The sequence below is a fragment of the Nostoc sp. DSM 114159 genome, from assembly GCF_053470285.1.
Window position 1 is genome coordinate 3,945,381 of sequence record NZ_JBPFEH010000001.1, and the last position, 14,305, is coordinate 3,959,685.

Annotated in this window: 14 protein-coding genes; 4 read left to right on the forward strand and 10 right to left on the reverse strand. The window is 42.8% G+C overall.

From position 1 onward, the window contains the following. Window positions 1–165: 165 nt before the first annotated feature. On the forward strand, window positions 166–315 hold the full coding sequence (gene psaX / locus ACR5KR_RS16400; protein WP_194041075.1) for a photosystem I protein PsaX: 150 nt from the start codon (window positions 166–168) through the stop codon (window positions 313–315). 21 nt (window positions 316–336) lie between these two features. On the opposite strand, the gene ACR5KR_RS16405 is transcribed toward psaX, so the two are convergent. Then, window positions 337–1,203 (reverse strand): branched-chain amino acid ABC transporter permease, encoded by an 867-nt coding sequence (locus ACR5KR_RS16405; RefSeq protein ID WP_322697126.1) that lies wholly within the window; start codon window positions 1,201–1,203, stop codon window positions 337–339. A gap of 208 nt (window positions 1,204–1,411) precedes the next feature. On the opposite strand from ACR5KR_RS16405, the gene hrmK reads away from it, so the two are divergent. Continuing rightward, a complete protein-coding gene (hrmK, locus tag ACR5KR_RS16410) occupies window positions 1,412–3,232 on the forward strand; it encodes a hybrid histidine kinase/response regulator HrmK (protein WP_448267211.1) in 1,821 nt (606 codons plus the stop codon). A gap of 175 nt (window positions 3,233–3,407) precedes the next feature. Continuing rightward, window positions 3,408–4,235, forward strand: a complete 828-nt coding sequence (gene larE / locus ACR5KR_RS16415) for an ATP-dependent sacrificial sulfur transferase LarE (RefSeq protein WP_445632099.1) — start codon at window positions 3,408–3,410, stop codon at window positions 4,233–4,235. Window positions 4,236–4,260: 25 nt separating this feature from the next. Here larE and ACR5KR_RS16420 read toward each other — a convergent pair whose 3' ends face one another. Together ACR5KR_RS16420 and ACR5KR_RS16425 are read right to left on the reverse strand one after the other, a co-directional pair. After that, a complete protein-coding gene (locus ACR5KR_RS16420) occupies window positions 4,261–4,617 on the reverse strand; it encodes a DUF4864 domain-containing protein (RefSeq protein ID WP_445631437.1) in 357 nt (118 codons plus the stop codon). Between the two features lie 63 nt (window positions 4,618–4,680). Next, window positions 4,681–5,736: an SGNH/GDSL hydrolase family protein gene (locus tag ACR5KR_RS16425; RefSeq protein ID WP_445631436.1), complete on the reverse strand. Its 1,056-nt coding sequence runs from the start codon at window positions 5,734–5,736 to the stop codon at window positions 4,681–4,683. Window positions 5,737–6,612: 876 nt separating this feature from the next. On the opposite strand from ACR5KR_RS16425, the gene ACR5KR_RS16430 reads away from it, so the two are divergent. Further along, window positions 6,613–6,807, forward strand: a complete 195-nt coding sequence (locus tag ACR5KR_RS16430; RefSeq protein WP_094342069.1) for a hypothetical protein — start codon at window positions 6,613–6,615, stop codon at window positions 6,805–6,807. Window positions 6,808–6,890: 83 nt separating this feature from the next. Here the strand turns inward: ACR5KR_RS16430 and ACR5KR_RS16435 are convergent, their stop codons facing one another. The 7 genes from ACR5KR_RS16435 to psaA all read right to left on the reverse strand — a co-directional run bounded on the left by ACR5KR_RS16435 (window position 6,891) and on the right by psaA (window position 13,904). Continuing rightward, window positions 6,891–7,796: a DNA-methyltransferase gene (locus ACR5KR_RS16435; RefSeq protein ID WP_448267212.1), complete on the reverse strand. Its 906-nt coding sequence runs from the start codon at window positions 7,794–7,796 to the stop codon at window positions 6,891–6,893. A 57-nt stretch (window positions 7,797–7,853) separates the two neighbouring features. Then, window positions 7,854–8,294 carry a cyanase gene (gene cynS, locus ACR5KR_RS16440; protein ID WP_448267213.1) on the reverse strand — a complete coding sequence of 147 codons (441 nt, stop codon included), beginning with the start codon at window positions 8,292–8,294 and terminating at the stop codon, window positions 7,854–7,856. 30 nt (window positions 8,295–8,324) lie between these two features. Next, window positions 8,325–8,531, reverse strand: a complete 207-nt coding sequence (locus tag ACR5KR_RS16445; protein WP_448267214.1) for a DUF433 domain-containing protein — start codon at window positions 8,529–8,531, stop codon at window positions 8,325–8,327. 110 nt (window positions 8,532–8,641) lie between these two features. Then, on the reverse strand, window positions 8,642–8,848 hold the full coding sequence (locus ACR5KR_RS16450) for a hypothetical protein (RefSeq protein ID WP_448267215.1): 207 nt from the start codon (window positions 8,846–8,848) through the stop codon (window positions 8,642–8,644). Further along, window positions 8,838–9,233, reverse strand: coding sequence for a hypothetical protein (locus ACR5KR_RS16455; RefSeq protein WP_445631433.1), 396 nt, complete (start codon window positions 9,231–9,233; stop codon window positions 8,838–8,840). The genes ACR5KR_RS16450 and ACR5KR_RS16455 overlap by 11 nt, the downstream gene beginning before the upstream one ends. 68 nt (window positions 9,234–9,301) lie before the next feature. After that, window positions 9,302–11,527, reverse strand: coding sequence for a photosystem I core protein PsaB (psaB, locus tag ACR5KR_RS16460; protein WP_448267216.1), 2,226 nt, complete (start codon window positions 11,525–11,527; stop codon window positions 9,302–9,304). A gap of 118 nt (window positions 11,528–11,645) precedes the next feature. After that, a complete protein-coding gene (gene psaA, locus ACR5KR_RS16465) occupies window positions 11,646–13,904 on the reverse strand; it encodes a photosystem I core protein PsaA (protein ID WP_445631431.1) in 2,259 nt (752 codons plus the stop codon). Between the last annotated feature and the right edge of the window lie 401 nt (window positions 13,905–14,305).

Sequence of the window (14,305 nt, forward strand, 5' to 3'; positions counted from 1 at the left end):
CAGGGGGAGCAGGGGGGCAGGGGAAGAAATAACCAATGCCCAATGCCCAATGCCCCATGCCCAATGCCCAATTTCCAAATTCACACAAATATTCTTAAAGAATTTGGGTATTTGGTACGCCAGTTTGGTATTTCTTAAAAAGTCATGACATAGGAGAATCGGATTATGACCTCTAAAACAACAAAGAATCCTGCAGATTTACCAGTTGCCGACAGTGGAGCTAAACCTCCCTACGCCTATCGCACAGGCTGGGCAATATTCTTGTTAGCTATCAATTTCCTGGTAGCAGCCTGGTATTTCCACATTATTGAGTAGTTAGAAGTGGATAGGTGCTGCTCAAATCGTTCCTTTGAATAAACCTTTGGGACGAATGAGCAGCACCAAAATCATGATTAACAGTGCGACACCTTGTTTATACTGTGAACCCAGCCAAGGAGTGCTGATTTCTTGGACGATGCCAATGATAAAAGCTGCTGCGATCGCACCGTAGGGGTTGCCAATCCCCCCAAGTATTACTGAGGCAAATAATGGTAATATTAGAAACCAACCCATATTTGGGCGCACAGCTGTAATTAACCCATACATACTGCCGCCCAATGACGTAATCGTGCCAGCAATTACCCAAGTCCAAAAAATAACTCGGTCAACATTGATACCTGAAACTCTAGCTAGATCCAGATCGTCGGCAACTGCTCGCATCGCCTTACCAATTTTGGTATTTTGCAACAGGTAATGCAGCGCCAAAATTGCCAGTACCGCTAACCCTAATACCAATAATTGATTTTGCGGTATCTTTAAACCCAAAATATCTAAAGCCGGAGTAACAGGTAAATTATAATTTTGGTTCCTGCCACCCCAGATAAAAATAATCCCATTCCGAAGAAATAAGGCAAGTCCGATAGAAATAATAATTAGCGTAGTGGAAGTAGCACGGATAGAGCGCATCTTTGACCACAGTAACTTTTCCGATAACAGCATTGCTGCTACTGTTCCCGCCGCCGCCAAAATCATTGACAGCCAAATATTCACTCCAATGGTATTTATCAGCCAAGTTAGATAGGCTCCTAAAGTGAGAAAGTCACCATGAGCAAAGTTAGATAGCCGTAAAATTCCATAAGTAAGAGTCAGTCCGACTGCGGCTAGAGCAATAATGCTCCCCACCGCAATCCCATTCACGATTAGTTGAGCGAATTGTGCATCCATAAGTTTTCAGTTGCGTTTAAAAAATTTTAGGTTGGTGGTTTATACAATAATTTTTTTTTGGAGTAGCTGCTAAACTCGACATCATAAGTTATGGTTTATAACAACATAAGTTATCGTTTATAAATAAAAAAGAATTCTCGGCTAATATACATAAAATCCTGTTGGGATTTTTATGCGAAGCTAAACTTGTTCAGCGGTCTAGTTGACCATGCAGCAGTATTCAAGCTTACCAGACCAAAAATCACTGATAGATGCAACGCCAAAACTTTTGACAACAATTGAGCAACTTCGCGCGCAGCTGTGGCTGGAGAGCAGCTTAAATCAGTTGCAAAGTCGCCTTAATGATTGCTTGCTTTCTGCTTGTAACACTGTCCCACAGTCAGAAGCAGCACAAGCAGAAATTTTCCAAACCGTGGTTAACGAGATTAACAGTGCTGTTCACAGCAGTAATCTGGCACTTACAGAATGTGCCGTAGGCATCGCTATGTGTCAACCACAAGAAACTGTTGCCACAGTTTGCTATGTTTCTCGTTCTCCATCCCCAAATTCACCACCTTTATTTTTAGAAGTGCTGACAGCAGAAAAAAAGCTGCTGTTGAGATTGCAAGAAGTCATAAAAATTGAAGATTTGCAACAGCTTGAGAATCAGCAACTACCGAGCGCTTGGCGGTTGGCGGATGATTCTGGCAGCGTTATGGGCTGGCTAATTCTTGCCACAGCGCCCCTAAGTTCTCATCATGAGTCATTCATAGAATCGCAAGCTCAACTCAGATCGCAATTGATAACAAGGTCTGCCAAATGCTGTACTACAGCCTTGTTACAACTTAGACACATCCTGTCTTGGTCGCAACGGTGTCAACAGTTAAGTAACTCTAATCAAGAATTGGAGCGCACCAATCAACTGAAAAATCAGTTCCTGGCAAACACCAGCCACGAAATTCGCACACCGCTTGGTTCCATTATTGGGTTTACCCATCTGCTTTTAGCCCCAGGGTACGAACCAACTAAAGAACGCCAGCAAGAGTATTTAAATATTATTCAGTCTAGCGGTAAACACTTACTAGCTCTGATTAATGATATTTTGGATCTCTCTAAAATTGAAGCAAATCAGCTAGAAGTACAGTGGGAAACAATAGATGTGCCAATACTGTGTGGCAATGTTTTGGCATTGGTGAAAGAGAAAGCTGCTAATAAAGGTTTGAAACTGTGTCTAGAACTTGAACCTGATATTACAACCTTAGTAGCTGACCCCTTACGACTCAAGCAAATGTTGTTGAATTTACTCTTCAACGCTCTAAAGTTTACAAGTATTGGAAGTGTTGGCTTACACATTGCTTCCAAAGGTGGATTTGTGCATTTTACAGTTTGGGATACAGGCACTGGCATTTCCCAGGAAGACCAAGTTCAACTGTTTCAGCCATATTTCCAAATTGCCAAGGCCGTAGCAGATGGCATTGAAGGTACTGGTTTAGGTTTAACAGTGACTCAGAAACTCGCCCAAATTCACGGTGGTTCGGTGAAAGTTGAATCGGAAATAGATCGTGGCTCCCGTTTTACCCTTGTACTTCCCCTTAAACAAGAGATGGGAGTCAGGGTAGATAAGGAAGCAGAGGAAGCAAATTTTCCCTCATTTCCTCTGCCTTTGACACCTAGTTCCTCTGTAGAAATTTTGCTGGTAGAAAATGATTTACCCAACGCTAATTTAATACAAATTTATTTACATAAATTGGGATATCAAGTGGCTTGGGTTAAGAATGCTGACAAGATGTGGGAAGCTCTAACACAGCTAGATCCAGCGGTAATTTTAATGGATGTTTGTTTGGCAGATGGAAATGGTCTTAACTTGGTGCAACAACTGCGAGAACACGAGCAATATCGGACGATTCCGGTAATTGTTCAAACAGCAATGGCGATGAAAGGCGATCGCGAAACCTGTCTAGCAGCTGGAGTAAATGACTATATTTCTAAACCAATTGATTTACCACTTTTAGCCCGTCTGGTGGCTAAGTACAGCAAACCGCCAGTATAGGGCAGGGGAGCAGTTCTTGCTGGGGGCAGGGGGCAGAGGGGTAGGGGAGAAGGAGACAAGGGGACAAGGGGACAAGGTGATTTGAGTGAGAACCTTTTAACAAGTCTTTCCCAATGACCAATGACTACAATATAAATGATTGGGTGCTGTAAGGTTTTGGCAGGATTGGGAAATGATGCTGACAGAAAAATTTGAGCAATTAAAAGCCTTATTTACAGAAATGGAGCAGGCGTTGATTGCCTACTCTGGGGGCGTTGATAGCACTTTGGTTGCCAAAATTGCTTATGATGCGTTGGGCGATCGCGCTTTGGCTGTCACTGCTGTTTCTCCTTCACTGTTACCAGAAGAATTGGAAGACGCCAAAATTCAAGCTGCAACAATTGGGATTCCTCATAAAATCGTCCAGACTCACGAGATGGAAAATCCCAATTACACTTCTAACCCGGTTAACCGCTGTTATTTTTGCAAAAGTGAGTTGCACGATACCCTCAAACCTTTAGCTTTAGAGTTGGGTTATCCTTATGTGGTGGATGGGGTAAATGCTGATGATTTGCATGATTATCGCCCAGGAATTCAGGCGGCGAAAGAGAGAGGGGCGCGATCGCCTTTAGCTGAAGTGGGTGTCACTAAAGTTGAAGTTCGCCAACTTTCGCAACAACTCGGTTTACCTTGGTGGGATAAACCTGCTCAACCTTGTCTCAGTTCCCGGTTTCCTTACGGTGAAGAAATTACTGTCGCTAAGTTGCAACGAGTTGGTAGAGGAGAAATTTATCTGCGAAAGCTAGGTTGGCAGAATTTACGCGTGCGATCGGAAGGGGATACAGCACGTATTGAATTACCACCAGAACAAATCAAAGAGTTTGTATTAACTAACGATTTACAAACACTAGTTTCGGCATTTCAAGATTTTGGATTTATCTACGTAACCTTAGATTTAGAAGGTTATCGTAGCGGTAAGTTAAATCAGGTTTTAAATAGGGAAGCCTTGGGGGTTAAAGTATAGGATTTTAGTTCTATAAATATAGAGTTTATTTACCATCTAGAGAAACTAGAAAGCAACCGTTAATTCTCCAGATATTATTCGGCTGTTTTTCCATAAAATATAAAGCCCTCAACGGGACTCCATCAGGAGCAAGTAGCAGCACTGGTTGAGTGATGTTTCCCTGGATGGTTGTTATTTTCTCAAAAAAGACAGAACGAGGACGGTATACTGCTGGATAACTTGTCTTTACCATCTGTATAAAATTTTCTGGGGTTTCAAATTGCGCCTGAATCGCCGGACTAGCAAAGGCAAAAGCGCCTTGGGCATCATCTTTTTTAAAGGCTGCTAATTGGTATTCAATTACAGAACGTATGTTGATGGCATCAGTTTCAGTAACTTCCATAAATTAAAAAATTGCATAGGCGCAGCCCATCGTAGACATCGCTTTTAGTGTCGGCACGATCGCTCAATTCTCACGCTGAGTGAGTGTGTATTCTATCTGCTGTAGTGCCGTTCGCCACACATCATATCCCTCTTGAGACAGGTGCAACCCATCTGTGGTCAACTCTGGGCGCAAATTGCCTTCCATATCCGTAAACCAGCTATAAATATTGAGATAATTAGCACCTTCTTGTCTAGCGATCGCGGTTAGTTGGATGTTGAGGTGACGAATACGGCTATTGGAAATTTTTGGTAAACGAGTAGGCAAAATTGATTGGACAATGATTTGAGCTTTGGGGTGAGTCTGGCGTAAACGCCGGACAATCCGGCGATAATTATACAAAATTGTTTCATCACTAGCGCCTTTTCGTAGATCGTTAATCCCAGCCATAATGTAAATAACATCTGGCCGCGTTGCTGAAAATGCCCCCAATCTTTTTAAAACGCCACTAGAAGTATCTCCAGATATGCCTTGATTCAGCCACAATTTACCAGCAGGCAGTTTTTCTCTGGGAAACCACATGCTCAAAGAATCACCAACTAAAATACTTAGATGATTTGCACCTTGACCTTGAGCGATCGCTCTTGCTTCTAAAGCTAATAAACTTTTCCAGTCGTCATAAGTTAGTTGACGTTTCTTGATCGACTCCCACAATGATTGCAAATTATCACTATCTACGCGTGTATAAATCTGACCTGTTTTCAGAGCTGCCAATCTTTGGTAGTAAAGTTGATTTCCAGATGTCAATAAGAGGCTAGTTGCTTGGGTGCTGGGGTTGAGTGATGACTCTGTTGATACTGGTAATCCCTGACTGCTGAATTCTGGTACGCTAGGGACGTTTTTCTCACTTACTATTGGCTGCGAACTTTTTAGGGGTTGGAACGCTTGAGAGCTGAGTTCGGGTAAGGAGAGATCGACGCTATTGATAATTTTTGTACTGACTATCGTCTGCGAACCCTGTTTTAAATCCCACAGGAATCTAGAACTTTCTGGCAGGACAATTGACAGATGTGGAAGAGCCGATGCTGGTATTGCTAATCCTGTTAACAAGCCTGCTGCCAACAGATAAGGGTCCCTCATCGCTTTCTCTCTCCTCTACTCACTGCTTTTCCTTATGACGGCATTAATTGGCTGTATTCAGGAAAATTTTACTTTGGTTAAGTTATTATTTTTATTTACGCTGTATATTTCTGTAAAGCGTGTTCATGAGATTATATATGACAATTTACGATCTCTTTAAAGTAGGGTTTTCCCGGTGGTATACAAGTCTTATTTGTGCGAATACTTCTGCTGAAAGCACTGTTCTCATCAGCCGCTCGCTTTTTCTAACTCAGTTATCGCAAATATAACCAGGGTTTGCAAACTGGCGATTAGTGAGTGATTTTTGAGGATCTCAGAACAGAGGTTTTTGCTTTTGATGTTGCTGATATGTGAAATAAACATCAGATTTTAGGTTTCTAGATTTCAGTTAATTGTCGCGATCGCATGAGAGTTGGCTAGTTATTAAAGATGTGATTAGTTCAGATTACAGCTTCGATAACTAGCACAAGTGAAAGTGTGGTCACTAAAAGAAGCTTCTGACCATTGTGAGGTAATTTGCAGCAGAGTTACAAGTTATGCGCGTCGTCACAAAACGACAACAGTTGACTTCCCTGCTATATCAAAATTAGCTCGTATCTTCAATATGACAATTGAGAACTTAGTGGAAATTTTGGAAAAAATAGCCAAAATTCTAACTTTTGAGAATATTGATATCATACGATAACGTGTCCTCAATGAGCAAGTATCAGGTTTGCCATACTGAAAATTTGATAACTCACTATACGTAATTTCAAATTTATGTCTACTCCTTGAAGTATGAGTTGAAACACACTTAAATTAAGTTTTAGCTCTAGAGAATAACCTCATTGAAAGTGCTAAGATTTAGGCTGAATCATTAGTGTTTCCTTTTCTTCTGTGGCTAGAGCTAGTACAGCGATTGGTGTCAGTCCCATTATTAAAGAGATTGTGCAAAAACAGGCACATTCCACACGTTTGACCCTGAAAGAAGTTATTCTGATGGGGATGTTAGCTATTGATAAACTAGATGATCGAGGTCGTCAAGAGCTAGCCGATCGAGTTCATCAAATGCAAGTGAATGGAGAAATTTGAGTAAGTAGTTAGAAGTTAAGAGTTAAGAGTTATGAGTTATAAATTTTAATAACTTCTCACTCTTGACTCTTTACTTAATTTGGTTATTGGCTAAATCGATAACGACTTCCCATTACATAATTTTCATTAATTTCAAAAGATATCCATCGGCGTTGCAGAGTTTCAGCAACAAAGCCAGTTGTATTAGAACCTGCAAATGGATCTAATACCATATCACCTTCATCAGTTAAAAATTTGATGAAGAACTCGACGAACCCTTGAGGAAAGCGTGCTGGATGGGGTCTAATTTCTGCTGTTTTGCAGCGTCGTAAATAAGCACTATTCGATTCAGTATTAGCAATTTCTAGCAAATTCGGCAAAATTGCACCTTGATTATCTTTTTGAAATTTATCAGAAATATCATGTCCACTAGGACGTATTTTTGCTTTATAGCCATTGAGGAGTAACTGTTTCATACTCTGGCTATAGGGTTTTAATACTTTTCTGTTATCTGCTTTAGGATTGGGTGTTTTAGACAACCACCAAACTGTATTTACAGAATCTTTCACACGAATCCGCCTGATTGTCACCCACTCAGCAGGGGTTGGCAGTCGAGCCGGATTATAGTGGTAAAATTCTTGAGCAAGAAAGAAACCTACTTCTTTGCATAATTTGACTAAAAGTTCGTATTGGTAGATACTTCGCACGGGATTACCAGGTAAGTAAGCGCCGCCTAAATCCACTACGAATGAGCCATTATCTGCCAGTACTCTTTTAAATTCATAGGCAAAAGGCAAAAACCACTCGATATATTTTTCAGCAGTTTCGTTCCCGTATTCTTTTTTACGCGTGAGGGCAAATGGCGGTGAGGTGATAATTAAATTAATACTATTATCGTCAATGAATTTAATCAGTTTCAGGCTATCACCTAAATATGCTGCTCCATTTTGCTGAATGTAATAGGGAGTAAAAATTATTTCTTTTACTGGCGTTATTGGTTCTTCTTGCAAGAGTTATCAAGTAATATCAGTTTTATAGTTATAACTTGTTTTGATGTTATTGAAACATTACCATTTTTTATATGGTAGAAATTTCCCAGACATAATGATTTTAACGCGATCGCCTTTGGGGTCTTCTTCTTTCTCCACATCTAAAGTAAAGTCAATGGCGCTCATAATTCCATCGCCGAATTTGTCGTGAATCACGGCTTTAATGGGGAATCCGTACACCTGCATGATTTCGTAGAAACGATAAATCAACGGATCGGTTGGTACAACTGGGCCTAATCCTTTGACAGGATATTCAGTCAACTCATTAATATAAATTGCACCTAGCCCCAATGCTTCGACTAGTAACTTGGCTTCTTCTGGGGAAGCACTAGCTTGACGGTAGATGACAGCAGCAATCCAGACTTCATCGCGTCCGAGAATTTTTTCTAAATCGGCAAAGCTTAGTCCTTTTTCTCGTTTTGCTGCTAATAGCTTTTCGGTAATTTCGGGAATAGACACCTGATAACTCCTCTGATTTTCCATATACTATCATTGCGATCGCCTGATTCGCGTTTGTATTTCGTCTGCCACTACAAGACAACCTGATCGCAGTGGCAGTAATTCCTCTTCTCTGGTTAATTGTGCTGCATAAGCAATAGCAGCTCTAATATCTTCTAAAATCAGTGGTGGATACTCTTGAATAATTTCCTCAAATGTCAGTCCCTCGGCGAGGTTATCAAGGATGACAGATACCATGATGCCCATTCCTTTAATGCACAGTTTACCGTGACATAACATTTGGGTTTTGAGTAATGCGTTCTTGCCAGTTTGTCATGGTTTTGAATGTTGACATTTTTGGATAGACATTAGATAGCTTCTCCGTCGTCAAGTGAGTATATATCTGGTTCATTTTCAAGAAAGTTAAAGGCTCCTCCATTCTGGGCAAGTAGCACTAGCTCATCAGTTGAAGGCTCTGATTCATCGAAAAATAGCTTTTCTTTCAAAAGCGATCGCTCTTCATCAGAGAGAGATAGAATTACTTGCAACAGTGATTCAACAAGTTTAGTGTTCATTTCGTATTTCGGTTTGTTTTACATACATTTTTTCTATTAATTCGTTTTCGTTTTTTCCTTCCGGTATCTGTATGAAACACAACGGGATACCGAGTTCTTGTTCATCTTCTTGGTCAAGTGATTCAAATTGTGTATATTCATCCTCCATTAAGAAGTAACGTGCTTCTTCTTCATTAGAAAATGTATATTTAGAACCATCACAATCTAATATCTCAGCGGAGAAATCATCGTAAGTTCTTAACCTGGCCCAATTTAAGTTAGGAAAACTACACCACATCAGCCACCAACTTTCTTTGAGAATAGATTTTTGTTGAAATTGCACTTTATTTCCACTTATTTTTATAGTATTTTTAACTTCTATTACTGTAATTTTAAACTTAATCAATTTAACAAAAAAACCCCCACCTTACGGCAGGGGATTTTTATTACTTATCTACAAAACTAGCAGCCGAATTAACCGAACTTACCAGCGGTAGAAGCAATCAAGAATGCAGCGTAAGTTACAACGTAACCAACTGCAAAGTGAGCTAAACCAACTACGCGAGCTTGAACGATGGACAGAGCAACGGGCTTGTCTTTCCAGCGAACTAAGTTAGCTAGAGGAGTGCGTTCGTGTGCCCAAACAAGGGTTTCAATCAACTCTTGCCAGTAACCTCTCCAAGAGATCAAGAACATGAAGCCGGTAGCCCAAACTAGGTGTCCGAACAAGAACATCCAAGCCCAAACAGACAGGTTATTCACGCCGTAGGGGTTGTAGCCGTTAATCAACTGAGCGGAGTTAGCCCAGAGGTAATCGCGGAACCAGCCCATGAGGTATGTAGAGTTCTCATTGAACTGAGCAACGTTACCTTGCCAAATACCGAGATGTTTCCAGTGCCAGTAGAAGGTCAACCAACCAATGGTGTTGAGCATCCAGAACGCAGCTAGGTAGAAGGCATCCCAAGCGGAGATGTCGCAAGTACCGCCACGACCGGGGCCGTCGCAAGGGAAGGAATAGCCGAAGTCCTTTTTATCGGGCATCAGCTTAGAACCACGGGCATCTAAAGCACCTTTGACCAAGATCAAGGTGGTGGTGTGCAGACCTAAAGCGATCGCATGGTGTACCAAGAAATCGCCAGGCCCAATTGTCAAGAACAGAGAGTTAGTACCAGCATTGATGGCATCTAACCAGCCTGGTAACCAAACGTTAGCGTAGTTGGGCCATGCTGTGTAAGCAACACTATCTGGGTTAGATAGCAAAGTATCTAAACCGTACAGTACTTTACCGTTAGCAGCTTGGACGAATTGAGCAAATACTGGCTCAATCAAGATTTGCTTTTCAGGAGTACCGAAAGCAACTACTACGTCGTTGTGGACGTACAGACCAAGGGTGTGGAAGCCCAAGAAAAGGGATACCCAGCTGAGGTGGGAAATAATCGCTTCTTTGTGCTTCAGCACGCGCTCAAGTACGTTGCCTTTGTTTTGCTCTGGGTCGTAATCACGTACCCAGAAGATTGCTCCGTGAGCAAATGCACCAAGCATCAAGAATCCAGCAATATACTGGTGATGCGTGTACAACGCTGCCTGGGTTGTGTAGTCCTTCGCAATAAATGCGTAGGAAGGCATGGAGTACATGTGCTGCGCTACTAGGGAAGTAACAACACCTAGCGCTGCTAAGTGCCATCCCAATTGGAAGTGCAGGGAGTTGTTGTAGGTGTCGTAGATACCTTGGTGAGGTAGGTTGAACGGGCCTTCAACAGGAATACCAAAGAAATTCTTGGCATTCAATGCTTCTTTGAGACTGTGACCAATCCCAAAGTTTGTCCGGTACATGTGACCAGCAACGATGAATAAAACTGCGATCGCCAAGTGGTGATGAGCTATGTCAGTCAGCCACAAAGCTTCTGTCTGGGGATGGAAACCACCCAAGAAACTCAGAATTGCAGTTCCTGCACCTTGCGATGTCCCGAATATATGTCCAGGAGTGTCAGGGTTTTGAGAGTAAACACCCCAGTTACCTGTAAAGAATGGTGTTAAACCTGCTGGGTGGGGTGGGGTATTCAGGAAGTTATCCCAACCTACGTGCTGACCGCGAGATTCAGGGACAGCAACGTGAATTAAGTGACCAGCCCACGCCAAGGAACTAACACCAAACAAACCTGCTAAGTGGTGGTTCAGGCGATGTTCAGCGCTCTTAAACCATGCCAAGCTAGGACGGTACTTGGGTTGCAAGTGCAGCCAACCAGCAAACAGTAATACAGCAGCGAATACCAGCAAGAACACTGAACCGTTGTACAGTTCGCTGTTATTCCGCATACCGATGGTATACCACCAATGGTAGAGACCAGAGTAGGTAATGTTTACCGGATTACTAGCGCCAGCTTGGGTAAAAGCTTCGATCGCTGGTTTACCAAAGTGGGGGTCCCAAATCGCATGGGCGATGGGACGGATATGAAGGGGATCTTTAATCCACTGTTCAAAGTTACCTTGCCAGGCTACGTGGAACAGGAGGCTGGATGCCCACAGGAAGATGATTGCCAAGTGACCGAAGTGAGTTGCGAAAATCTTTTGGTAAAGATTTTCTTCCGTCATGCCATCATGGGTTTCAAAGTCGTTGCCTGTAGCGATCGCATACCATATCCGACGAGTCGTCGGGTCCTGTGCGAGATCCTGGCTAAATTTCGGAAATTTTGTCGCCATAGGTTTAATAAATCCTCTGACCTTTAGCCATCAAATACCAGTTGAATTTTGGATTTTGGATTTTAGATTTTGGATTCAATCCAAAATCTAAAATTTCAAATCCAAAATTTCCTGATTGCTACCCTACTGAAAGGATGTGTGCATGGAAGAATGCCCAAGTAGTAGCAATTCCACCTAATAGGTAGTGAGCTACCCCTACCGCCCGACCTTGAATAATGCTCAAAGCGCGAGGCTGAATTGATGGTGCTACCTTCAGTTTATTATGCGCCCAAACAATGGACTCAATTAATTCTTGCCAGTAGCCACGACCACTGAACAGGAACATCAAGCTGAATGCCCAAACAAAGTGAGCGCCTAAGAACATAAGTCCATAAGCAGATAGCGCACTGCCGTAGGAGTTGATGACTTGTGTCGCTTGTGCCCACAAGAAATCACGCAACCAACCATTGATCGTGATGGCGCTTTGAGCAAAGTTACCACCAGTGATGTGAGTCACAACACCATCTGCATCTACGGTTCCCCAAACATCTGATTGCATCTTCCAGCTGAAGTGGAAAATTACAATAGACAGGGAGTTGTACATCCAGAAGAGTCCGAGGAATACGTGATCCCAACCAGACACTTGACAAGTACCGCCACGACCAGGCCCGTCGCAGGGGAAGCGGAAGCCCAGGTTTGCTTTGTCTGGAATCAGACGAGAGCTACGGGCAAACAGCACACCTTTGAGCAGAATTAGGACGGTGACGTGAATGGTGAAAGCGTGAATGTGGTGAATTAGGAAGTCCGCTGTCCCTAAAGCAATGGGTGCAGCTGCCACTTTCCCGCCAACAGCCAATACACCGCCGCCAAAGACATAGCTAACTGGTTCTAGGGCATTGGGTGCAGTTGTACCAGGAGCCAAAGCGTGGATATTTTGTATCCACTGGGCAAATACTGGCTGCAATTGAATTGCCGTATCAGAGAACATGTCTTGGGGACGACCCAATGCACGCATCGTGTCGTTGTGGATGTACAGTCCAAAGCTGTGGAAGCCGAGGAATATAGACACCCAGTTTAGATGAGAAATGATCGCATCCCGGTGACGAATTACCCGATCGAGCAAGTTGTTTTGATTCACAACTGGATCGTAATCGCGCACCATGAAGATGGCAGCGTGAGCTGCTCCACCAACGATTAAGAAGCCACCGATCCAAATATGGTGAGTGAATATGCACAACTGTGTAGCGTAATCAGTTGCCAAATATGGATAGGGGGGCATCGCGTACATGTGATGCGCGATGATGATGGTCAACGAACCCAGGAAGGCGAGGTTAGTTGCCAACTGAGCGTGCCAAGATGAGGTCAGGTTTTCGTAGAGACCTTTGTGACCTTCACCGGTGAAAGGACCTTTGTGGTTTTCTAGGATCTCTTTAATGCTGTGACCAATACCCCAGTTGGTTCGGTACTGATGACCAGCAATGATAAAGAGAACTGCGATCGCTAAGTGGTGATGAGAAATATCAGTCAACCACAAGCCGCCTGTTACCGGGTTCAGACCGCCCTTGAAGGTGAGGAAGTCAGCATACTGACCCCAGTTCAAGGTGAAGAAAGGTGCTAAACCAGCTGCAAAGCCAGGGTACAGTTCGGTCAACAAGTCTTTGTTCAATATGAACTCGTGGGGCAAGGGTATGTCTTTTATAGCAACGCCTGCATCCAAAAGCTTGTTGGTCGGTGCGGACACGTGGATTAAGTGACCTGCCCATCCCAAGGAACCACAACCTAGCAGTACTTGCAGGTGGTGATTTAGCATCGATTCCACATTCTGGAACCATTCCAGTTTAGGAGCGCGTTTGTGGTAGTGGAACCAGCCGGCAAATAGGAACAAGCCTGCTAATACCAATCCACCGATCGCTGTGCAGTAAAGCTGGAATGAGTTGGTAATCCCCCAACCACGCCATACTTGGAACAAACCGGAGGTGATTTGAATACCGTGGAAACCACCGCCAACATCACCGTTTAAAATGTCTTGTCCGACAATGGGCCAAACGACTTGAGCGCTAGGCTTAACGTTTAACGGGTCACTTAGCCAAGCTTCGTAGTTAGAAAACTTCGCGCCGTGGAAAATCATCCCACTCAACCAGATTGTCACTACAGCCAGGTGGCCGAAGTGGGCTGAGAATATCTTGCGGGAGATGTCTTCTAAATCGCTTGTATGTGTATCAAAATCATGGGCGAGTGCGTGCAGGTTCCAAATCCATGTGGTGGTTTTGGGACCTCTGGCTAAGGATCTGTCAAAGTGTCCAGGTTGCGCCCATCTCTCGAATGAGGTTGGAACTGGGTCATTATCGACGATTACTCTTGCCTTTTTTTCCTCTCGCTCCGGAGGACTTATTGTCATTCGACCTCCTCTCTTGATAAGGAATGAGGAATCATGAATACCACAAAATTAACCATTACCGCAAATTCCAGAATTGTACTGAAGCCGCGATGAAGACCTATGTGGATTGTTGTTTCTCGTTGAATTATAAAGTCTTCACTTGTACATTGTTAGAGATATTTTAACAATAATTCAAACTTGCTCAAATATTGCTGAAATTCATGCCTTAACTGGCTTTTAACTTCAAACTTTTTGTCCAAAAGTCAATACTTTAGCTATTTAATTTACAAACAATAACAATTCGTAAAATTTATGGTTTGGCTGTATGTAACCGATGTCCCAACTTTTACTGCAATTACTCATGAATATTTATGTCATATTTCAATTTTTGCAAGTAAAACGCTGTAGAGAATATGACTTAT

Excerpts from the sequence above, each read along its gene's own strand:
- ACR5KR_RS16425 (WP_445631436.1), bottom strand. The coding sequence starts at position 5,736 with ATGAGGGACCCTTATCTGTTGGCAGCAGGCTTGTTAACAGGATTAGCA.
- psaX (WP_194041075.1), top strand. The coding sequence starts at position 166 with ATGACCTCTAAAACAACAAAGAATCCTGCAGATTTACCAGTTGCCGAC.
- psaB (WP_448267216.1), bottom strand. The coding sequence starts at position 11,527 with ATGGCGACAAAATTTCCGAAATTTAGCCAGGATCTCGCACAGGACCCG.
- ACR5KR_RS16405 (WP_322697126.1), bottom strand. The coding sequence starts at position 1,203 with ATGGATGCACAATTCGCTCAACTAATCGTGAATGGGATTGCGGTGGGG.
- ACR5KR_RS16450 (WP_448267215.1), bottom strand. The coding sequence starts at position 8,848 with ATGAACACTAAACTTGTTGAATCACTGTTGCAAGTAATTCTATCTCTC.
- hrmK (WP_448267211.1), top strand. The coding sequence starts at position 1,412 with ATGCAGCAGTATTCAAGCTTACCAGACCAAAAATCACTGATAGATGCA.
- ACR5KR_RS16445 (WP_448267214.1), bottom strand. The coding sequence starts at position 8,531 with ATGGTATCTGTCATCCTTGATAACCTCGCCGAGGGACTGACATTTGAG.
- psaA (WP_445631431.1), bottom strand. The coding sequence starts at position 13,904 with ATGACAATAAGTCCTCCGGAGCGAGAGGAAAAAAAGGCAAGAGTAATC.
- ACR5KR_RS16420 (WP_445631437.1), bottom strand. The coding sequence starts at position 4,617 with ATGGAAGTTACTGAAACTGATGCCATCAACATACGTTCTGTAATTGAA.
- larE (WP_445632099.1), top strand. The coding sequence starts at position 3,408 with ATGCTGACAGAAAAATTTGAGCAATTAAAAGCCTTATTTACAGAAATG.